The sequence below is a fragment of the Pseudomonas sp. D(2018) genome, from assembly GCF_005502555.1.
Taxonomy (GTDB): Bacteria; Pseudomonadota; Gammaproteobacteria; order Pseudomonadales; family Pseudomonadaceae; genus Metapseudomonas; species Metapseudomonas resinovorans.
In genome coordinates this window covers 99,332-122,617 of the sequence record NZ_SCOK01000006.1, presented here as the reverse complement: position 1 = coordinate 122,617, position 23,286 = coordinate 99,332, and the positions used below count along the sequence as shown (strand labels likewise).

Sequence of the window (23,286 nt, the reverse complement as noted above, 5' to 3'; positions counted from 1 at the left end):
TGAAGGGTGGCGGACCGTGCGAGTGTGGAAGTACCGGAGGAGCATAAGGAGACCGGTCGGGCCGAAGCCCCTCGCACGATCCGCCATAGACAGCCGACGCTCAAGGCGTCGCTATGGCGCTTATGCTCCTGAATACGGGCTTCCACACCCGGCTGTGACCAGAAGGTCACAGCGCCGCAAACCCTATCCAAACGCCTTGTAAGCCAGCAACGCAGTTCCTGCGTAGGCGCTTTCCTTGCGCGCCTGTCGAATTTCCCTCCCCACGCTAAAGACGTAACAGCCTGTTTCGTCTGACTGGTTATGGCGGAAAGCGAACGCTTCCCAATGACTTTGTTGGATGGAAAGAACAGATGAATGCCCAAGACGCCCTGAGACTCGCCCATCGATTTATCGAGCTGCCCGTGGAAAAACGCCGGCTCTTCCTCGAAGGGCTGCGCAAGGAGAGCGTCGATTTCAACCTGTTCCCCATTCCCGCCAACGTCGTCATCGCCGAGCGCGAGCGGCTGTCCTACGCCCAGCGGCGCATGTGGTTCCTCTGGCAGTTGGACCCGCACGGCGCCGCCTACAACCTGCCGGGCGCTGTGCGCCTGCACGGCGCGCTGGACGTGGCCGCGCTGGAACAGGCCTTCGCCGCGCTGGTCGAGCGCCACGAAACCCTGCGCACCACCTTCCATCTGGACGGCGGCGTGCCGGTGCAGCGCATTCACGCGTCGGCGCCCGTCGAGGTCGAGCACGAAGACCTGACCCTGCTGCCCACTGCCGCTCGCGAATCCCGCGCCCGCCAGAGCGCCGAGGAGCAGGCGCAAAAGCCCTTCGACCTGGAGCAGGGCCCCTTGCTGCGCCTGAAGCTGGTGAAGCTGGCCGAAGACGAGCACCTGCTACTGGTGACCCTGCACCACATCGTCTCCGACGGCTGGTCGATGAACGTGCTGATCGACGAGTTCTCCCGCCTGTACCGCGCCTTCTGCGCCGGCGAAGCCCCGCAACTGACCGAGCTGCCCATCCAATACCGCGACTACGCCCTCTGGCAGCGCCAGTGGCTGGAAGCCGGCGAGCAGGAGCGTCAGCTCGACTACTGGAAGACCCATCTGGGTAGCGAGCACAGCCTGCTGGAGCTGCCCGCCGACCACCCGCGCCCGGCCAGCCCCAGCTACAAGGGCGTGCGCCTGGAGTTCGCCATCGAGCCCGCGCTGGCCGAGCAACTGCGCGGCCTGGCGCGGCAGCAGGGCGTCACCCTGTTCATGCTGCTGCTGGCCAGCTACCAGGTGCTGCTGGCGCGCTACAGCGGCCAGCGCGAAATCCGCGTCGGCGTGCCCATCGCCAACCGCAACCGTGCGGAAACCGAGGGGCTGATCGGCTTCTTCGTCAACACCCAGGTGCTGCGCAGCGAGTTTGACGGCCAGCTGCCGTTCGCCACTTTGCTGCAACAGGTGAAGCAGGCCGCCCTCGGCGCCCAGGCTCATCAGGAGCTGCCCTTCGAGCAACTGGTGGAAGCGCTGAACGTCGAGCGCAACCTCAGCCACAACCCGCTGTTCCAGGCCCTCTACAACCACCAGCCGTTCGTGGCCGACGTCACCGCGCTGGACAGTCTGGGCGGGCTGAAGATCAGCCGCCAGGAGTGGGAAGGCCGCACCACCCAGTTCGACCTGGCCCTGGACACCCTGGAGAAATCCGGCCGCCTGGAAGCGGCACTGACCTACGCCACCGACCTGTTCGAGCGCGCCACCGCCGAGCGTATGGTGCGCCACTGGCTGAACCTGCTGCGCGGCATCGTCGCCAACCCGGATCAGGCGGTGGGTGAACTGCCGCTGCTGGATGCCGAAGAACTGATCCACCAGGTGCAAGGCTGGAACGCCACCGCCGAGGATTACGCCTATGCCCCGGTGCAGCGCCTGTTCGAAGCCCAGGCCGCCACCCAGCCGGACGCGCCGGCCCTGGCCTTCGGCAATGAGCACCTGACCTACGCCCAACTCAACGCCCGCGCCAACCGCCTGGCGCACAAGCTGCGCAGCCTGGGTGTCGGCCCGGAATCACTGGTGGGCGTGGCCTGCGAGCGCTCCGTGGAGCTGGTGGTCGGCTTGCTGGCGATCCTCAAAGCCGGGGGCGCCTACGTGCCCTTCGACCCGGAATACCCGCGCGACCGTCTGGCCTACCTGTTCGACGACAGCGGCATCAAGCTGCTGCTGACCCAGAGTCACCTGCTGGCGGAGTTGCCGCTGCCGGATGGGGTGACCAGCCTCTGCCTGGACCAGGACAGCGACGCGCTGGAAGCCTTCAGCGCCGCCAACCCGGACGCCGCCATCGCGCCGAACAACCTCGCCTACGTCATCTACACCTCCGGCTCCACCGGCAAGCCCAAGGGCGCTGGCAACACCCACGCGGCGCTGCACAACCGCCTGGCCTGGATGCAGTCGGCCTACGCGCTGGATGCGAATGACACCGTGCTGCAGAAAACCCCCTTCAGCTTCGACGTGTCGGTGTGGGAGTTCTTCTGGCCGTTGATGGTGGGCGCGCGCCTGGCCGTGACCAACCCTGGCGATCACCGCGATCCGGCCCGCCTGCTGGCGCTGATCGAGGCGCACCGGGTCACCACGCTGCACTTCGTGCCGTCCATGCTGCAGGCCTTCGCCTCCCAGTTGTCGGTGGCAGAGCAGGGCACTCGGCAATGCGCCAGCCTCAAGCGCATCGTCTGCAGCGGCGAGGCCCTGCCGGCGGAGCTGCAAGGCCAGGTCTTCGCCCAATTGCCGGGCGTCGGCCTGTTCAACCTCTATGGTCCCACCGAGGCGGCCATCGACGTCACCCACTGGACCTGCCGCGATGAAGGCCGCGACAGCGTGCCCATTGGCCAGCCCATCGCCAACCTCGCCACCCACATCCTCGACGCCCGCCTCAACCCCGTGCCGGTGGGCGTGGTTGGTGAGCTGTACCTGGCAGGTGCCGGCCTCGCTCGTGGCTACCACCGCCGCGCCAGCCTGACTGCCGAGCGCTTCGTGGCCAACCCCTTCGCCGCTGGCGAGCGCATGTACCGCACCGGCGACCTGGCGCGCTATCGCGAAGACGGGGTGATCGAATACCTCGGCCGCCTCGATCACCAGGTGAAGATTCGTGGCTTCCGTATCGAACTGGGCGAGATCGAAGCCCGCCTGCAAAGCCACGCCGGTGTGCGTGAGGCGGTGGTCGTCGCCCATGACGGCGCCAGCGGCAAGCAACTGGTGGCCTACCTGGTGGCGATGGAGCAGGGCAGGGATGAGATCGCGCTGCGCGAGGCTCTCAAGGCCCACCTGGGCGCCACCCTGCCGGATTACATGGTGCCGGCGCAGTTCATCCTGCTGCCGGCCATGCCGCTCAGCCCCAACGGCAAGCTCGACCGCAAGGCCCTGCCCAAGCCTGACCTGCAGCAGGTCCGCCAGGAATACCAGGCCCCGCGCAGTGCCGTGGAGCAGCAACTGGCGAGCATCTGGCAGGACGTGCTCAAGGTGGAGCGCGTTGGCCTGACCGACAACTTCTTCGAGTTGGGCGGCGACTCCATCGTCTCCATCCAGGTGGTCAGCCGTGCCCGCCAGGCCGGCATCCGCTTCAGCCCGCGCGATATCTTCCAGCACCAGACGGTACAGAGCCTGGCCGCTGTGGCCGAGTGCAGCGAAGCCAGCAGCATCGACCAGGGCCCGGTACAAGGCGAAGCACCGCTGACCCCGGTGCAGCGCTGGTTTTTCGATCTGCCCATCGCCGAGCGCGGCCACTGGAACCAATCCCTGCTGCTGGAGCCGCGCCAGCCGCTTGACCCGGCTCTGCTGGACGACGCCCTGCAACAGCTGGTGCGCCAGCACGACGCCCTGCGCCTGCGCTTCACTGAGGAGGGCGGCCAGTGGCGCCAGACCCACGTCGACGCTAACCAGACCCTGCTCTGGCAAGGGCAGGCCAGCGGTGCGGAAATGACCGTCTTCTGCGATGAAGTGCAGCGCAGCCTCGATCTCGCCAACGGTCCATTGCTGCGCGCCGCGCTGATCGAACAGGCCGACGGCAGCCAGCGTCTGCTGCTGGTGATCCACCATCTGGTGGTGGATGGCGTGTCCTGGCGCGTGTTGCTGGAAGACCTGCAAACCGCCTACCGCCAACTGGACGCGGGCGAGGCCGTGCGCCTGCCGGCCAAGACCAGCGCCTACCAATCCTGGGCCCAACGCCTGCAAGGCTACGCCCAGAGCGAGGCACTGCAAGCCGAACTCGCCTGGTGGCAATCCGAGCTGCACAGCGCACCGGCCGAGCTGCCCCGCGACAACCCGGAAGGCCGCCTGGAGAACCGTCATGGCGACACGCTGGAACTCCGCCTCGACGCCGAGCGCACCCGCCAACTGCTGAAGGAAGCGCCGGCCGCCTACCGCACCCAGGTCAACGACCTGCTGCTGACTGCCCTGGCGCGCGTGCTGTGCCGCTGGAGCGGCGATGAAGCGGTGCTGGTGCAACTGGAAGGCCACGGCCGCGAAGACCTGTTCGACGACATCGACCTGACCCGCACCGTCGGCTGGTTCACCAGTCTGTTCCCGGTGAAATTGATTCCGACCGGCGAACTGGCGAGCGCCCTCAAGGCGGTGAAGGAACAACTGCGCTCAGTGCCCGGCAAGGGGCTTGGCTACGGGCTGCTGCGCTACCTCGGCAATGGCGCGGCCCTGTCTGCGTTGCCGCAGCCGCGCGTTACCTTCAACTACCTGGGCCAGTTCGATGCGCAGTTCGACGAAGCCGCGCTGTTCGTCCCGGCAGGCGAGGGCGGTGGCAAGGCCCAGGCCGACGATGCGCCGCTGGCCAACTGGCTGAGCGTGGAAGGGCAGGTATACGGCGGCGAACTGTCCCTGCAGTTCGGCTTCAGCCGCGAGATGTACCGCCGCGAAACCATCCAGGCCCTGGCCGATGCCTATCGCGCCGAGCTGGAAGCGCTGATCGCGCACTGTGTGGCCGAGGGCAATGACGGCTTCACCCCGTCCGACTTCCCCCTGGCAAAACTGACCCAGGCGCAACTGGATGCGCTGCCGGTGCCGGCTGCCGAGGTGGAAGACATCTACCCGCTGTCGCCCATGCAGGAAGGCTTGCTGGTGCACACCCTGCTGGAGCCCCACTCGGGCATCTACTTCATGCAGGACCGCTACATCATCGACAGCGAGATCGACCTGCGGCGCTTCACCGCCGCCTGGCGCGACGTGGCCCGCCGCCACGACGCCCTGCGCGCGTCCTTCAGCCTGGATGACGACGGCCAGATGCTGCAGATCATCCATCGCGACGCCGCGCCGGACGTGGACTTCCGCGACTGGTCGGCGCTTCCCGAAGCCGAGCATGAGGCCGCCCTGCAGGAGCTGCTGGCCGCCGATCGCGCCCAGGGCTTCGACCTGCTCAACAAGCCGCCCTTCGCCCTGCGCCTGATCCGCCGTGGCGCCGGGCAGTACTGGTTCATCCTCAGCAACCACCACATCCTGATCGATGCCTGGTGCCGTTCTCTGCTGCTGCAGGACTTCTTCGCCCTCTACAGCGGCAGCCGCAGCCTGGCGCCGGCCGCCCGCTACCGCGACTTCATCGCCTGGCTGCAACAGCAGGGCGAGCGCGCCGCGCTGGAAGCCTGGAGCATGGAGCTGGCCGGCTTCGAACAGCCCACGCCGCTGCCCTACGACCGCCCGGTGCGCCGCCAGGGCGGCTTCTCGGTGATCGGCGACCGTTACGCCGACCTCGAAGCCAGCCAGGGCCGCGCCCTGCGCGAACTGGCCCAGCGCTACCAGCTCACCGTCAACACGCTGACCCAGGCCGCCTGGGCGCTGGTGCTGCACCGTTATAGCGGGCTGGACGAAGTGCTGTTCGGCGTCACTGTGGCCGGCCGCCCGGTCAGCCGCCCGGAAATGCAGGACACCGTCGGCCTGTTCATCAACAGCATTCCGCTGCGCATGCGCCTGCCGCAACCCGGCCAGAAGCTCAGCGTGCGTCAGTGGCTGCAGGACCTCTTCGAACACAACCTGGCCCTGCGCGAGCACGAGCACCTGCCGCTGGTGAAAATCCAGGCCTGCAGCGCCCTTGAGAAGGGCCAGCAGATCTTCGATAGCCTGTTCGTCTACGAGAACGCCCCGGTGGAAAGCGCCGTGGAGAGCGGCGCCAGGGAAATCAGCGCCAAATCCGACACCGCGCGCACCCACACCAACTACCCGCTGACGGTGGTGGTCTATCCGGGCGACGCCCTGGGCCTGCACCTGTCCTACGACCAGCGCTACTTCGACGAGCCCACCATCGACCGCCTGCTGGGCGACTTCAAACGCCTGCTGCTGGCCATTGGCGAAGGCTTCCTGGGCGATTTCGCCGACCTGCCGCTGGTGGCGGACGCGGAGCGCCGCGAACTGCTGGAAGCCGGCAACCGCACTGGACGCGACTACCCGCTGGAGCAGGGCTACGTGCGCCTGTTCGAAGCCCAGGTGGCGGATCGACCGGAGCAGGTGGTTGCCACTTGCCTGGAACAGCGCTGGACCTACCGCCAGCTCGACGAGCAAGCCAACCGCGTTGCCCACGCGCTGATCGGCGCTGGAGTCGGCATTGACCAGCCCGTGGCACTGCTGGCCGAACGCGGCCTGGAGTTGCTGGGCATGATGGTTGGCACCTTCAAGGCGGGTGCCGGCTACCTGCCGCTGGACCCGCAACTGCCGGAGCAGCGTCTGCTCAACCTGCTGGAACTGGGTCGCGTGCCGGCACTGCTGGCAAGCGGCGCCTGCCATGCCCAGGCCGAAGCGCTGATCGCCACGCTTCCCCAAGGTCGCCGCCCGGCGCTGTTGCTCTGGGACGAGGTGCAGGGCGCCGGGTTGCCCAGCACCCAGCCGGGCATCCACACCGGCCCGCACAACCTGGCTTACGTCATCTACACCTCCGGCTCCACCGGCACACCGAAGGGCGTGATGGTCGAACAGGCCGGCATGCTCAACAACCAGCTCAGCAAGGTGCCGTACCTGGACCTGAGCGGGGCCGATGTGATCGCCCAGACCGCCTCGCAGAGCTTCGACATTTCCGTGTGGCAGTTCCTCACCGCACCGCTGTTCGGCGCCCAGGTGGACATCGTCCCCAACGCCATCGCACACGACCCCGCCGCGCTGCTGGCCCATGTGCGCAGCCGTGGCATCACCGTGCTGGAAAGCGTGCCCTCGTTGATCCAGGGCCTGCTGGAAGAACCCGCCGGCAGCCTCGACACCCTGCGCTGGATGCTCCCTACGGGCGAGGCCATGCCACCGGAGCTGGCGCGCCGCTGGCTGCAGCGCTACCCGGCCATCGGTCTGGTGAACGCCTACGGCCCGGCCGAATGCTCGGACGACGTGGCGCTGTTCCGCGTGGATGCCGCATCGGCGGAAAGCGCCTTCCTGCCCATTGGTTCGGCCACCGACAACAACCGCCTCTACGTGCTGGATGGCCGCCTGCTGCCGGTGCCCACCGGCGCTGTGGGCGAACTCTATGTGGCCGGCACCGGCGTGGGGCGCGGCTACCTGAGCGACCCGCAGCGCACCGCGGCAGTGTTCATTCCTGACCCGTTCGGCGAGCCGGGCGCGCGCCTGTACCGCACCGGCGACCTGGCACGCCGCCGCCCGGACGGCCTGCTGGAATACGTCGGCCGGATCGACTCGCAGGTGAAGATTCGCGGCTTCCGCATCGAGTTGGGCGAAATCGAATCCCGCCTGCGTGACCTGGACGGTGTGCGAGAAGCGGTCGTGCTGGTGCAGGAAGGCCCCACCGGCAAAGCGCTGGTGGCCTACGTGGTGGCGGATGACGCCCGCGAGGAGCCGGCCGCCCTGCGCGAGCGCCTGAAGAACGCCCTCAAGGCGCAACTGCCGGAATACATGGTGCCGCTGCAATGGCTGCTGCTGGAACGCCTGCCGCTGAACGCCAACGGCAAGGTGGACCGCAAGGCCCTGCCGCGCTTCGAGGCCAGCGACTGGCAGCGCGATTTCGAAGCCCCCGCCGAAGGCCTGGAAAGCCAGCTGGCAGCCATTTGGGCCGAGGTACTGAAGGTCGAACGGGTCGGTCGCAGCGACAACTTCTTCGAACTCGGCGGCCACTCCCTGCTGGTCACCCAGGTGATTTCGCGGGTGCGCCAGCAGCTCGGCATCGAACTGCCGCTGGCCAGCCTGTTCGAGGCCAGCGAACTGGCCGCCTTCGCCAAGCGCGCCGCCCAGGCCGGTGGCAGCGGCCAGCCGCAGCTCAAGCGACTGCCCGCCGACGCGCCGGCCGTGCTGTCCTACGCCCAGCAGCGCCAGTGGATTCTCTGGCAACTGGACCCGCAGAGCGCCGCCTACAACATTCCCGCCGCCCTGCGCCTGAAGGGCCGCCTGGACCGCGACGCGCTGCTGGCAAGCTTCGCCGCCCTGCAAGCGCGCCACGACACCCTGCGCACCACCTTCACCCAGGACGGCCACGAAGCCCGCCCGGTGCTGCACGCCAGCCTGCCGCTGCAGTTCAGCGAGCTGAGCCTGGAGGCGCCGAGCCAGGCGCAGATCGACGCCCTGGTGGAAGAGGAAATGCGCCAGCCGTTCGACCTGCGCAACGGCCCGCTGCTGCGGGTGCTGTTGCTGAACGTCGCGGAGGACGAGCATGTGCTGGTGCTCACCGTGCACCACATCGCCGCTGACGGCTGGTCGATGCAAGTGATGGTGGATGAGTTCGCCCAGCTCTATCAGGCCCGGGTCGAAGGCCGCGAGGCCCGCCTGCCGACACTGCCGGTGCGCTACGCCGACTACGCCCGCTGGCAGCGCGACTGGCTGGATGCCGGGGAGGGCGCCCGCCAGCTCGACTGGTGGAAGGCGCAACTGGGCGAGCGCCAGCCGCTGCTGGAACTGCCCAGCGAGCTGACCCGTCCGGCCCGCCGCAGCGAACGGGGGGCGCGCCTGGAAATCAGCCTGGAACCGGCACTGGTCGCCGGTCTGCGCCGCCGCGCCCAGGAGCAGCAGGTGACCCTGTTCATGCTCCTGCTGGGCAGCTTCCAGGCCCTGCTGCACCGCATGAGCGGGCAGGACGACATCCGCGTTGGCGTGCCCAACGCGGGGCGTTCGCGTCTGGAAACCGAAGGCCTGATCGGCTTCTTCATCAACACCCAGGTGCTGCGCGCCGAGGTGGACGGCCAGCAACCCTTCAGCGCGCTGCTGCAACAGGTCCGACAGGCCGCGCTGGGCGCCCAGGCCCATCAGGAACTGCCCTTCGAGCAACTGGTGGAAGCCCTGCAACCGCAGCGCAGCCTCAATCACAGCCCGCTGTTCCAGGTGCTCTACAACCACCAGAAGCAACTGGGCCAGAGCGTTGAGCGCGAGCTTGCGGGGCTCAAGGTCGAGCGCCTGGACTGGCGCCAGCACAGCGCCCAGTTCGACCTGGCACTGGACACCGAAGAGCAGGGCGACACTCTCCACGCCAGCCTCACCTATGCGGCTGATTTGTTCGACGCCAGCAGCGTCCAACGCCTCGCCGGCCACTGGCAGCACCTGCTGCGTGCGGTGGTGGAAGACCCGCAATGCCGAGTCGGCGAGTTGCCGCTGATCACCACCGCCGAGCGTGATGGCCTGCTGCAAAGCTGGAACCCGTCGTTCCAGGCGCAGCCGGTTTCGCCGGTGCTGCACCAGCTCTTCGAGGCACAGGCTGCCCAGCGTCCCGAGGCTCTGGCGCTCAGCTGCGAGGGCGAGCACCTGTCCTACGGCGAGCTGAATGCCCAGGCCAACCGCCTGGCCCACAAGCTGCGCGAGCTGGGTGTCGGCCCGGACGTGCGGGTGGGCATCGCCACGGAACGCGCCATGCCGCTGGTGGTGGGGCTGCTGGCGATCCTCAAGGCCGGTGGCGCCTATGTGCCGCTGGACCCGGAATACCCGGCCGACCGCCTGGCCTACATGGTCGAAGACAGCGGCATCGCCCTGGTGCTGACCCAGGCTCACCTGAAAGACGGGCTGCCGATGCGCGAAGGCCTCCAGGCGCTCTGCCTGGATGAGCAGGACCTGGCCGGCTACAGCGCCGAGAACCCTGGCAACCGTACCGCGCCGGACAACCTCGCCTACGTCATCTACACCTCTGGCTCCACCGGCCGCCCGAAGGGCGCGCTGCTCAGCCATGGCAACGTCACCCGCCTGCTCAGCGCCACGGCGGAGGAATTCCGCTTCGGCGCCGAGGATGTCTGGACCCTGTTCCACTCCTACGCCTTCGATTTCTCGGTGTGGGAGCTGTTCGGCGCCCTCTGCACCGGCGGCCGCCTGGTGGTGGTGCCGTACTTCGTCAGCCGCTCGCCGGAAGCCTTCCTCCAGTTGCTGGGCGATGAGCGCGTTACCGTGCTCAACCAGACGCCGACCGCCTTCCGCCAACTGCTGCCGCTGGCCTGCAGCAGCCCCCGCGAGCTGGCCCTGCGGGTGGTGATCTTCGGTGGCGAGGCGCTGGAGCTGGCCAGCCTCAAGCCCTGGTTCGAGCGCTTTGGCGACCGCAAGCCGACCCTGGTGAACATGTACGGCATCACCGAAACCACGGTGCATGTCACCTACCGGCCGATCAGCCTGGCGGACCTCGACGGCCCGGCGCAGAGCCCCATCGGCCGGCCGATCCGCGACCTCGCCTGGTACCTGCTGGACGCCAACCTGCAGCCGGTGCCGGTGGGCGCCAGTGGCGAGCTGTACATCGCCGGCGCCGGCCTCGCCCGTGGTTACCACGGCCGCGCCGGGCTGACCGCCGAACGCTTCGTGCCCAGCCCCTTCGCCGCTGGCGAGCGCCTGTACCGCTCCGGCGACCTGGCGCGCCAGCGCGCCGATGGCGGCATCGATTACCTGGGCCGCAAGGACCAGCAGGTGAAGATCCGTGGCTTCCGCATCGAGCTGGGCGAGATCGAAGCGCGCCTGTTGGAGCAGGACGGCGTGCGCCAGGCGGTATTGGCGGTGCAGCAGAGCGCCGCCGGGGCGCAGCTCTGTGCCTACGTGGTGCCCGAGGTGCAGCCGGTCGACCCGCTGGCCTGGCGCGATGCCCTGCGCACCGCGCTCAAGGCCGGGCTGCCGGACTACATGGTGCCGGCGCACCTGCTGCTGCTGGACCAACTGCCGCTGACCGGCAACGGCAAGCTCGACCGCAAGGCCCTGCCGACGCCGGATGCCGACGCCTGGCAGCGACCCTTCGAGGCGCCCCAGGGCGAGTTGGAAGGGCGCATCGCCGCCATCTGGGCCGAGGTGCTGGAAGTGGAGCGGGTCGGTTGCCGCGACAACTTCTTCGACCTGGGCGGGCATTCCCTGCTGGCGGCACAAGCCAGCGCCCGGGTGGAACTGGAACTGGGCATCGAACTGCCGCTGCGCGCGCTGTTCGAGTCCGCCGATCTTCGGGCCTACGCGGCCCTGGCCGGGGCACAGGCTCCGGCTGACAACGCTGCACGTCTGGACGCGCTCGAATCGCTGCTGGACGAGATGGAGACTCTTTGATGGAAAACACCACCGCCTGGCGTATCGCCACCCGTTTCGCCGGCCTGGCCCCCGAGCAGCGTCGCGAGTTCCTCAAGCGCATGGCCGAGCAGGGCGTGAGTTTCGGCCAGTTGCCGATCCCGCCGAGTGCCGAAGCCGGCGAGCCGCAGGCGTTGTCCTACGCCCAGCAACGCCAGTGGTTCCTCTGGCAACTGGACCCGCAAGGCGCCGCCTACAACATCCCGGCGGCCCTGCGCCTGATCGGCAAGCTGGACGTGGCGGCGCTGCAACGCAGCTTCGATGCGCTGGTGGCCCGTCACCAGACCCTGCGCACGCGCTTCATCGAGCAGGAAGGCCAGGTGCTGCAACAGGTGGAAGCGGCATTCAGCCTGCCGTTGGAACAGGTGGACCTGCGCCACGTGCCGCAAGGCCAGCGTCTGGACGCCGCCCTGCTCCGGGTGGAAGCGGAGATCCAGCGCCCCTTTGATCTCGCCACCGGCCCGCTGCTGCGCGTGACGCTCCTGCAACTGGACGACGAGGATCAGGTGCTGGTGCTGTGCCTGCATCACATAGTCGCCGACGGCTGGTCCATGGGCGTGCTGGTGGAAGAGTTCTCCCAGCTCTACGCCGGCTTCAGCCAGGGCGTTGATGCGGTATTGCCGGATTTGCCGATCCAGTACGCCGACTACGCCTTGTGGCAGCGCCGCTGGATGGAAGCCGGCGAGCTGGAACGACAGCTGGACTGGTGGAAAGCCCAGCTCGGCAGCGAGCAGAGCCTGCTGGAACTGCCCACCGACCGCCCACGCCCGGCCCAGCCGAGCCAACGTGGCGCGCGCCTGGACTTCGCCCTCGACGCGGCCACCGCTGCTGGCCTCAAGACCCTGGCGCGGCAACGCGGCGTGACCCTGTTCATGCTCCTGCTGGCCAGTTTCCAGACCCTGCTGCACCGCTACAGCGGCCAGCGTGATTTCTGTGTCGGCGTGCCGGTGGGCAACCGCAACCGCGCGGAAACCCGCGGCCTGATCGGTTTCTTCGTCAACACCCAGGTGCTGCGCGCTGAGATGGATGGTCGCCTGCCGTTCAACCAACTGCTGGAGCGCACCCGCGATGCCGTGCTCGGTGCCCAGGACCACCAGGAGCTGCCCTTCGAGCGTCTGGTGCAGGCCTTGCAAGGTGAGCGCAGCCTGAGCCACAGCCCGCTGTTCCAGGTGATGGTCAACCACCAGCAGTCCAGGCCGGGTGCCCTCGACGGTGCGCTGCCGGGGTTGAAGGTAGAAAGCCTGGACTGGAGCGGTCGCACCACCCAGTTCGACCTGCAACTGGACACCCATGAAGAAGGCGAGCGCCTGCTGGCCAGCCTGACCTACGCCACCGACCTGTTCGACGCACCGCGCATCGAGCGCCTGGCGCAACACTGGCGCAACCTGCTGGGCGGCCTGCTGGCCAACCCGGAGGCGCCCATCGCCGAGCTGCCGCTGCTGGACGCCGCCGAACGCAGCGCCACCCTGGAAGCGCTGAACGCGACCGCTACCCGGTATCCCGGCCCGGTCTGCGTGCAACAGCAGATCGAAGCCTGCGTAGCCGAGAACGGCGCGGCCACGGCCCTGGTGTTCAAGGGGCAGCGCCTGTCCTATGCCGAGCTGAACCTGCGCGCCAACCGCCTGGCCCGTCACCTGCGCAAGCAGGGCGTCGGCCCGGAATCCCTGGTGGGCGTGGCCTGCGAGCGCTCGCTGGAAATGGTCGTGGCCCTGGTGGCCATCCTCAAGGCCGGTGGCGCCTACGTGCCGCTGGACCCGGAATACCCGGCCGACCGCCTGGCCTACATGATCGAAGACAGCGGCATCCAACTGCTGCTGACCCAGCAGCACCTGCTGGCCACGCTGCCGTTGCCGGAAGGCGTACAGAGCATCTGCCTGCAAGGTGATGCCGACTGGCTGGCCGAGGAGTCCGGCGAGAACCTGGACAACCTCGCCACGGCCGAGAACCTTGCGTACGTCATCTACACCTCCGGCTCCACTGGCAAGCCCAAGGGCGCGGGCAATCGCCACGTTGCCCTGTACAACCGCCTGGCCTGGATGCAACAGGCCTACCACCTGCGCGCCGGTGACAAGGTGCTGCAGAAGACGCCGTTCAGCTTCGACGTGTCGGTGTGGGAGTTCTTCTGGCCGCTGATGGAAGGCGCCACCCTGGTGGTCGCCGAACCCGGCCTGCACCGCGACCCGCAGGGGCTGGCGGCGCTGATCCGCAACGAGGGCATCACCACCCTGCATTTCGTGCCCTCCATGCTCCAGGCCTTCGTCGGCGCCGATGAAGCGGCCGGCTGTACGTCGCTGACCCGCATCATCTGCAGCGGCGAAGCCCTGCCGGTGGAGCTGCAGCGCCAGACCCTGCGCCTGCTGCCCAATGCGGGCCTGTACAACCTCTACGGCCCCACGGAGGCGGCCATCGACGTCACCCACTGGACCTGCCTGGAGGAGGGCCGCGACAGCGTGCCCATCGGCCGGCCCATCGCCAACCTGCGTACCCACATCCTCGACGCCGAGCTGCAACCCCTGCCCACGGGTGCCGTGGGCGAGTTGTACCTGGGCGGCGTCGGCCTGGCCCGTGGCTACCACCGCCGTCCGGGCCTGACCGCCGAACGCTTCGTGGCAGACCCCTTCGGCAGCGGCGAACGCCTCTACCGCACCGGCGACCTGGCGCGTTATCGCGCCGACGGCGCCATCGAGTACTGCGGCCGACTCGACCACCAGGTGAAGGTTCGCGGCCTGCGCATCGAGCTGGGCGAGATCGAAGCGCGCATGCAGGAACACCCCGACGTGCAGGAGGCCGTGCTGCTGGCCCTGGACGGCCCGAGCGGCAAGCAACTGGTGGCCTATCTGGTACCCAAGCGCCGCGAACTGCTGGACGCCGCTGCCCAGGGGCCGTGGCGCGAGGCGCTGAAGACGCACCTGCTGGCCAGCCTGCCGGACTACATGGTGCCGGCGCAGATGATCCTCCTGGAAAGCATGCCGCTGAGCCCCAACGGCAAGCTGGACCGCAAGGCCCTGCCCAAGCCTGAAGCCAGCGTCAGCCAGCGCGAGTTCGAAGCGCCGCGCGGTGAGCGTGAGGAGCAGATGGCGGCGATCTGGCAGGAGGTGCTGGGCGTCGAGCGGGTAGGGAGACAGGACAACTTCTTCGAACTGGGCGGCGATTCCATCATCTCCATCCAGGTGGTTAGCCGTGCCCGACGCGCCGGCCTGAAACTTTCCCCCCGTGACCTGTTCCAGCAGCAGAGCCTGGCAGCCCTGGCCGCCGTGGCCCGTGAGCAGGAAGCCAGCCAGGCTCAGCAAGGGCCGGTGGAAGGTGCCCAGCGGTTGACTCCGGTGCAGCGCTGGTTCTTCGAGCAATCCATCCCACAGCGCCAGCACTGGAACCAGGCAGTGCTGTTGCAGCCCCGCGAGCCGCTGGAACTGGGCCGCCTGCAAGCGGCCCTGCAGAAACTCCTGGCCCAGCACGACGCGCTGCGCCTGCAATTCCGCGAAGTCGACGGCCAATGGACCGCGCGCTACATGCCGCTGGACAGCACCGCCGCCACCGACCTGCTCTGGACCGGTCGCGCCATGGGCGAGGAGTCTCTGCAGGCGCTCTGCGATGAAGCCCAGCGCAGCCTATCGCTGCATGACGGCCCGCTGCTGCGCGCGGCGCTGGTCAACTGCGGCGATGGCAGCCAGCGCCTGTTGCTGGTGATCCACCACCTGGTGGTGGACGGCGTGTCCTGGCGCGTGCTGCTGGAAGACCTGCAAGCCGCCTACGCCGATCAACCTCTGCCGGAAAAGACCAGCGCGATGCAGGCCTGGGCCGCGCGCCTGGAGCAGTACGCGCGCTCCGGCCAACTGGATGCCGAACTGACCTGGTGGCAATCGCATCTGGCGGATGCCAGCGGTGAACTGCCAGTGGCCAACCCGACTGCCAGCCAGGCGCTGCGCCATCGCCAGTGCGTCAGCATCGGCCTGGACCGCGAGCAGACCCGCAGCCTGCTGCAACAGGCGCCGGCCGCCTACCGCACCCAGGTCAACGACCTGCTGCTGACCGCCCTGGCCCGCGCCCTGTGCAGCTGGTCCCGGCAATCGTCGGCCCTGGTGCAACTGGAAGGCCATGGCCGTGAAGAGCTGTTCGACGACCTCGACCTGACCCGTACCGTCGGCTGGTTCACCAGCCTGTTTCCGGTGAAGCTGGTTCCGACTGCGGACATGGCCGGCTCCATCAAGGCGATCAAGCAGCAGCTGCGCGAGATTCCCGGCAAGGGCCTGGGCTACGGCCTGCTGCGCCACCTGGGCGATGACGCCACGCGTGCCGCCCTGGCGGCGCTGCCCCAGGCGCGAGTCACCTTCAACTACCTGGGCCAGTTCGACCAGAGCTTCAGCGAGGACGCGCTGTTCGCTCCCGCTCGCGAGAGCAGTGGCGCGACGCAGCATGCCGATGCGCCGCTGATCAACTGGCTGGCAGTGGATGGCCAGGTCTACGGTGGCGAGCTGAAGCTGGACTGGAGCTTCAGCCGCCAGTGCTTCGAAACCAGTGCCATCCGCGCCCTTGCCGAAGGCTTCCGCCACGAACTGCTGGCGCTGATTGCCCATTGCCAGGAAGAGGGCGCTGGCGGCGTGACCCCGGCGGACTTTCCACTGGCGCGCGTCACCCAGGCGCAGCTGGACGCGCTGCCCGTTGCACCGGCGCGCATCGACGACCTCTATCCACTTTCGCCGATGCAGGCGGGCCTGCTGTTCCACAGCCTCTACGAGCCGCAGGCCGGCGCCTACGTCAACCAGCTCAGCGTGGAGGTGCGCGGCCTGGACGCCGAGCGCCTGGGCCGCGCCTGGCAAGCGGCGCTGGATGCCCATCCGATCCTGCGCAGCGGCTTCCACTGGCCGTCTGGCGCCAGCGAACCGCTGCAACTGGTGGAGCGCGACCTGCGCCTGCCGCTGCAGGTGCTGGACTGGCGCGGTCGTGCCGATCAGGCCGACGCCCTGGCGGCGCTGAGCGATGCCGAGCGCCTGGGCTTCGACCCGGCGCGGCCGCCGCTGCTGCGTCTGGCCCTGGTGCGCCTGGACGATGACCGTCAGCAACTGATCTACACCCATCACCACCTGCTGCTGGACGGCTGGAGCAACTCGCTGCTGCTGGGCGAAGTGCTGCAACGCTATGCCGGCGACGACGTGGCGGCCCCGGCCGGCCGCTTCGCCGACTACATCGGTTGGCTGCACGATCAGGACGCCGAGGCCGACCAGGCCTTCTGGCGCGCGCAATTGGCTGAACTCGACCAGCCGACGCTGCTGGCCCAGAGCCTGGCCCATGGCGCGCCGGATGAAGCGGAGCAGGGCGGTTATGCCGACCACCGCCAACAGTTCGACGAGGCCACCAGCCAGCGCCTCGCCGAGTTCGCCCGGCAACGCAAAGTGACCCTCAACACCCTGGTGCAGGGTGCCTGGGTAGTGCTGTTGCAACGCTACAGCGGCCAGCGCTGCGTGGCCTTCGGTGCCACTGTGTCCGGCCGTCCGGCGGACTTGCCCGGTGCGGAAGGCCAGCTCGGCCTGTTCATCAACACCCTGCCGGTAATCGCCGCGCCCGAAGCGTCGCTGAGCGTCGCCCAGTGGCTGGAGCACCTGCAGGGACAGAACCTGCAGCTGCGCGAGCATGAGTTCACCGCCCTGGCGGATGTTCAGCGCTGGGCGGGAAGCGCCGGCGAACCGCTGTTCGACAGCCTGCTGGTGTTCGAGAACTTCCCCATCGCCGCGGCCCTGCAGCAGGGTGCTCCGGCGGGGCTGGCGTTCTCCATCCCGGAAAACCACGAGCGCACCAACTACCCACTGACCCTGGCGGCGGTGCATGAAGGCCAGCTCAGCCTGACCTGGAGCTACCTGCGCGGCCACTTCAGCCGTGTTGCCATTGCCCGCATGAGCGAGCATCTGGCGGCCCTGTTGGAGGCCATGGTTGCCGCGCCACAGAGCGCCCTGGGCGACCTGGACCTGCTCACCGTCGCCGAGCGCCGCCAGCAATTGGTGGAGTGGAACCTGCCGCAGCCAGAGCCGGAAACCCGACCCTGCGTACACCAACTGATCGAGGCCCAGGCTGCGCTGCGACCAGAGGCCACGGCGCTGATCTTCGGTGACCTGGAGTGGAGCTACGCCGAACTGAATGTCCGCGCCAATCGCCTGGCCCATCGTCTGCGCGAGCTGGGTGTCGGCCCGGAAGTCCGTGTGGGCGTGGCGGTGGAACGTTCGCCGGACATGATCCTGGGGCTGCTGGCCACCCTCAAGGCCGGTGGCGCCTATGTGCCGCTGGACCCGGCCTACCCGTCCGAGCGCCTGCGCTACCTGATGGAGGACAGCGGCATCGCGCTGCTGCTCAGCCAGTCCTGGCTGCACGCCGGCCTGCCGGTGCCGGAAGGCCTGCCGATGCTGGCCCTGGACAGCGAGCCGCTGGCGCACCTGCCCGAGAGCAACCCGGTCAACCTCAGCCACCCGGAAAACCTCGCGTACCTCATCTACACCTCCGGCTCCACCGGCCGCCCGAAAGGCGTCAGCGTCGCCCAGGGCCCGCTGGCCATGCACTGCCTGGCCATTGGCGCGTTGTACGGCATGACCCCGGAAGACCGCGAGCTGCAATTCGCCTCCATCAGCTTCGACGGCGCCCACGAGCGCTGGCTGACCCCGCTGGTGTATGGCTCGGCGCTGATGCCCCGCGACAACGAGCTGTGGAGCGTGGAGCGCACCTGCGCCGAGATCGCCCGCCACGGCATCACCATCGCCTGCTTCACCCCCAGCTACCTGTTGCAGATGGCCGACTACATCGGCGAAGCCGGACGCGACCTGCCGATCCGCTCCTACACCGTGGGCGGCGAGGGCATGCCCAAGCACGCCTTCGACGAGGTCCAGCGCGTGCTGCGGCCGCCGCGCATCATCAACGGCTATGGCCCGACGGAAACCGTGGTCACGCCGCTGATCTGGCGCGCCTATCCCGATACCACCTTCGACTCCGCCTTCATGCCCATCGGCCGGCCGGTGGGCCGGCGCACGGCCTATGTGTTGGACGGCAACCTGCAGCCGCTGCCGGTGGGCGTGCCCGGCGAGCTGTACCTGGGCGGCGAAGGCGTCGCCCGTGGCTACCACCAGCGTCCGGGGCTGACCGCCGAGCGCTTTGTGCCCGATCCCTTCGTGCCCGGCGCGCGCCTGTATCGCTCCGGTGACCTGGCGCGCTTCCGTGCGGACGGCGTGGTGGAGTACCTGGGCCGCATCGACCAGCAGGTGAAGATTCGCGGTTTCCGCATCGAACTGGGCGAGATCGAGGCCAGCCTGCTGGAACATGAAGGCGTGCGCGAAGCCTGGGTGGTGGACCGCGAAGGCCCCGCTGGCCGCCAACTGGTGGGCTATGTGGTGCCGCGCGACCCGCTGGCCGACGAGGCCGCACTGCGCGAGGCGCTGACCGCGCACCTGCGTGCCGGCCTCCCGGCGCACATGCTGCCGGCGCACCTGATGTGCCTGGCGGCCTTCCCGCTGACCCCCAACGGCAAGCTCGATCGCCAGGCGCTGCCGGCATCGGAAGGCAGCCGCGAGGTGGGTGAACGGGTGGCCCCGGCGACGTCGGCCGAAGCGTTGCTGGTGGACATCTGGCAGGAGCTGTTGGGGCTGGAGCGCATCGGCGTCACCGAAAACTTCTTCGAACTGGGCGGCGATTCCATCATCTCCCTGCAGGCGGTGAGTCGTGCCGGCCAGCGTGGCCTGGCGTTCACGCCCAAGCAGTTGTTCGAGCAGCAGACCATCCGCGCCCTGGCGGCGGTGGCCGTGCGCCGCGATGCCGCCCTGGACGTGGCGCTGGATACGCCGGCCTTCGCCCTGGCACCGAGCCAGGCAAATCGCACCGGGCTGAGCGACCTCTATCCGCTGTCGCCGATGCAGCAGGGCATGCTCTTCCACTGCGTGGATTCCCCGGAGCTGAACCTCTACGTCAACCAGCTCAGCGTCTCCGTCGACGGCTTGGACCCGGCGCGTTTCCGCGCCGCCTGGGCCGTATTGCTGGAGCGCCATGAAGTGCTGCGTGCAGCCTTCCTCTGGCGTGATGGCCAGGCCGACCCGTTGCAGGCCGTGCACCAGCAGGTGGAGCTACCCATCACCGAGCTGGACTGGCGCGACCGCACCGAGACCGAAGCCGCGCTGCAAGCGCTGGCCGCCGAGGACCAGGCCCGTGGCTTTGACCTTGCCCAGCCGCCGCTGATGCGCTTCACCCTGGTTCGCCTGGGCAATGCCCGCTACCAGATGATCTGGACCTACCACCACCTGCTGCTGGACGGCTGGAGCGCCTCGCGCCTGCTGGGCGAGATGCTGCGCTTGTACGCCGGCGAGAACCTGCCGGCCCTGGCCGGGCGCTATGCGGATTACATCGCCTGGCTGCAACGCCAGGACGGTGGTGCAGCCGAAGGCTTCTGGCGCAATCGGCTGGCGACCCTCGAGGAGCCAACCATCCTGGCCAAGGCATCCGGCGCCGAAGGCAAGGGCCACGGGGTGATGTACAGCTACCTCGACGCCGAGGCCACCCGTGGCCTGCATGCCTTCGCCAAGGCGCAGCGCGTCACCCTCAACACCCTGGTGCAGGCCGCCTGGCTGCTCCTGCTGCAACGCCACAGCGGCCAGCGCAGCGTGGCCTTCGGCGCCACGGTGGCCGGCCGCCCGGCGAACCTCGCCGGCGCGCAGGACATGCTCGGCCTGTTCATCAATACCCTGCCGGTGATCCAGACCCTGGAACCGCAGCGGGCGCTTGGCGACTGGCTGCGTGAGCTGCAGGACTACAACCTGGCGGTGCGCGACTTCGAACACACGCCGCTGTCCGATATCCAGCGCTGGGCCGGACAGGGCGGCCAGGGCCTTTTCGACAGCATCATCGTGTTCGAGAACCACCCGGTGGACCGCGCCCTGCGTGGCTCGCAGGAAGGTGAATTGCGCTTTGCCGAAGTCGGCAGCGGTGGCGTCACCAACTTCCCCATGGATCTGATGGTGAGCGCCACTGAACAAGGGTTGGAGATCGAGTACCTGTACCTGCGCGAGCGCTTCAGCGAGGCCGAAGTGGTGCGCATCCGCGCCCAGCTGGAAGGCTTGCTGGCGGTGATCACCTTTGACGCGGCGCGCCCGCTGGGCGAGTTCGGCCTGCCGGGTGCCTGCTTCGAGCTGCCAACGGTGGAAGCGCAGGCGGGCGACCTGCTGGCTGCCTTCGACCAGCGGGTGCGCCAGCAGCCGGACCAGGTGGCGCTGATCTGCGCGGGCCGCGAACTGACCTATGCCGGGCTGGACCGCCAGGCCAACCAGTTGGCTGGTCAGCTCCAGCAGCGCGGCATCGGCCCGGAAAGCCTGGTAGCGGTGGCGCTGCCACGTTCCGAGCGACTGGTGCTGGCCTTCCTCGCCGTGCTCAAGGCAGGCGGCGCTTACGTGCCGCTGGATCTGGACTATCCAGCCGAGCGGCTGGCCTTCATGCTGGCCGACTCCCGCGCCAGCCTGCTGCTTTGCGACAGCGACCTGGACCAGCGCGTCGCCCTCGGCGGCGATACCCCGCGCCTGGAACTGGATCGTCTGGTGGTAGAGGGCACCGATGCCGCGCCGCAGGTCACGTACCTGCCGGGTCATCTTGCCTACCTGATCTACACCTCCGGCTCCACTGGCCTGCCCAAGGGCGTGGCTGTGGCGCGCGGACCGATACACCGCCATTGCCGCAGCATCATCGACCTGTATGAGCTGGACAGCGCCAGCCGCGAGCTGCACTTCATGTCCTTCGCCTTCGACGGTGCCCAGGAACGCTGGCTCAGTGTGTTGCTGGCCGGCGGCAGCCTGGTGGTGCGCGACGACAGCCTGTGGACACCGGAGCAGACGCTGGCTGCCCTGCAGCAGCACGGTGTCACCGTGGCCTGCTTCCCGCCGGCTTACCTGCAACAACTGGCCGACGTGGCCGAGCGCCAGGGCCAGGCACCGGCCGTGCAGGTTTACTGCTTCGGCGGCGATGCGGTGCCCGAGGCCAGCTTCGAGCAGGTCAAGCGTGCCCTGCGTCCGCGCCGCCTGGTGAATGGCTACGGCCCCACCGAAACCGTGGTCACGCCGCTGCTCTGGCGCGCCGAGGCCAGCGAGCGCTGCGACGCCGCCTACGCACCCATCGGCCGTGGCGTGGCGGGGCGTGGCCTGTATGTGCTGGATGCCGATCTCAACCCGCTGCCGGTGGGCGTCGCCGGCGAGCTGTATCTCGGTGGCGAATGCCTGGCGCGCGGCTACCACCAGCGTGCAGGGCTGACCGCCGAGCGCTTCGTGCCGGACCCCTTCGCCGCACGGGGCGGGCGCATGTACCGCACCGGCGACCTGGTACGACAGCGTGAGGATGGCCTGGTGGACTACCTCGGCCGCCTCGACCAGCAGGTGAAGATTCGCGGCTTCCGTATCGAACTGGGCGAAATCGAGGCGCGCCTGCGGGCCTGCGTCGGCGTGCAGTATGCGGCGGTTGTGGTGCGCGAAAGCGCCACCGGCAAGCAGTTGGCCGGCTACGTGGTGTCCAGCGCCGGGGCTGGCCTGGAACGCGCCCTCAAGGCCGAACTCCAGGCGCAGCTGCCGGATTACATGGTGCCGGCGCGCATCCTGGTGCTGGAGTGCTTCCCGCTGTCGGCCAACGGCAAGCTGGATCGCCGCGCGCTGCCCGAACCCGAGTGGAGCGCCAACAGCTACCGCGCCCCGCGCAACGCCCTGGAACAGGCGCTGGTAGCCATCTGGCAGGAGGTGCTTGGCGTGCCCAAGGTCGGCATCGACGACAACTTCTTCGAACTGGGCGGCGACTCGCTGCAAGTGCTCAAGGTCATCTCGCGGGTGCGCAGCCAGCCGCAGCTGGGCTTCACCCTCAAGCTCCGCGACTTGATGCAGAAGCCCTGTATTGCCGAACTGTCCGGCTATGGGCCAACCGAGCAGAACGAAGCGCCGGACCCGCTGCTGGCGCTGAACACTCGCATCCCCGAGGTGCCGGCGCTGTTCTGCCTGCATGCCGGTTTCGGCACAGTGTTCGACTACGAGCCGCTGGCCCGCCGACTCGACGGCCGGCGCACGGTCTACGGCCTGCAATGCCGGATGTTGCTCGACCCGACCTGGCAGGACGTTTCCTTGCAGTCCATGGCCGAAGCCTATGCCGCGCGCATCCGCCAGCAGCAGCCGCACGGCCCGTATCACCTGCTCGGCTGGTCCCTCGGCGGCGCCCTGGCGCTGCTGGTGGCCCACGAGCTGGAAGCCCGGGGCCAGTTGGTGGAGTTCGCCGGCCTGGTGGACACCTTCGTGGCCGGCGTGGCCGAAGCGGGGGATTGGCGCGAGGACCTGCGCGACTTCCTGGTCTTCGTGCTGGGCATGGCGGCGGAAGAGGCTGACGGGCTGATCGCCCTGCATGCGGCGAATCAGGCCGAGGCCGAGGGCGCCACACGGGTGATCGAGGCCGCGATGGATGCACCGCACAGCGGCGAGCGCGACCACGGCCTGCTGGGTGCCAGCGAGCTGGGGCAGATCTTCGCCGTGGGCTCGCGCCTCAAGGCCTTGTCCCTTGGCCAGCACAGCCTGCCGTCGACCGACGTGGCGGCCCACTGCTGGTGGGTGGCCGGCCGCGACGAAGAACGCCGGGTGTTCGACGGCCAGGTTCACCGCGCCCTGGACCGCGTCGTCTCCGGTGGGCACTACGCGTTGCTGCAGCAGGACGAGCTGCTGGCCGAGCTGCTGGCCGAGCTGCAGGCGCTGCTGGCACCCCAGCCGGCGACGCTTTCGTAGGATGCGGTTGAGCGGAGCGAAACCCATCACCACGGAGCGATGGGTTTCGCAGGCTCTACCCATCGGAGTCAGCTAAA

General features: G+C 68.7%; 2 protein-coding genes. Both read left to right on the top strand.

Features of this window, described 5'->3' with window-relative positions:
- Positions 1–350 precede the first annotated feature (350 nt).
- The gene (locus FFS60_RS06870) at positions 351–11,432 is read left to right on the top strand and encodes a non-ribosomal peptide synthase/polyketide synthase (protein WP_137821500.1); all 11,082 of its coding nucleotides are present in this window, start codon (positions 351–353) and stop codon (positions 11,430–11,432) included.
- Positions 11,432–23,209 (top strand): amino acid adenylation domain-containing protein, encoded by an 11,778-nt coding sequence (locus tag FFS60_RS06865; protein WP_137821499.1) that lies wholly within the window; start codon positions 11,432–11,434, stop codon positions 23,207–23,209. Before FFS60_RS06870 ends, FFS60_RS06865 begins: the two co-directional genes overlap by 1 nt.
- The last annotated feature ends 77 nt before the right edge of the window (positions 23,210–23,286 follow it).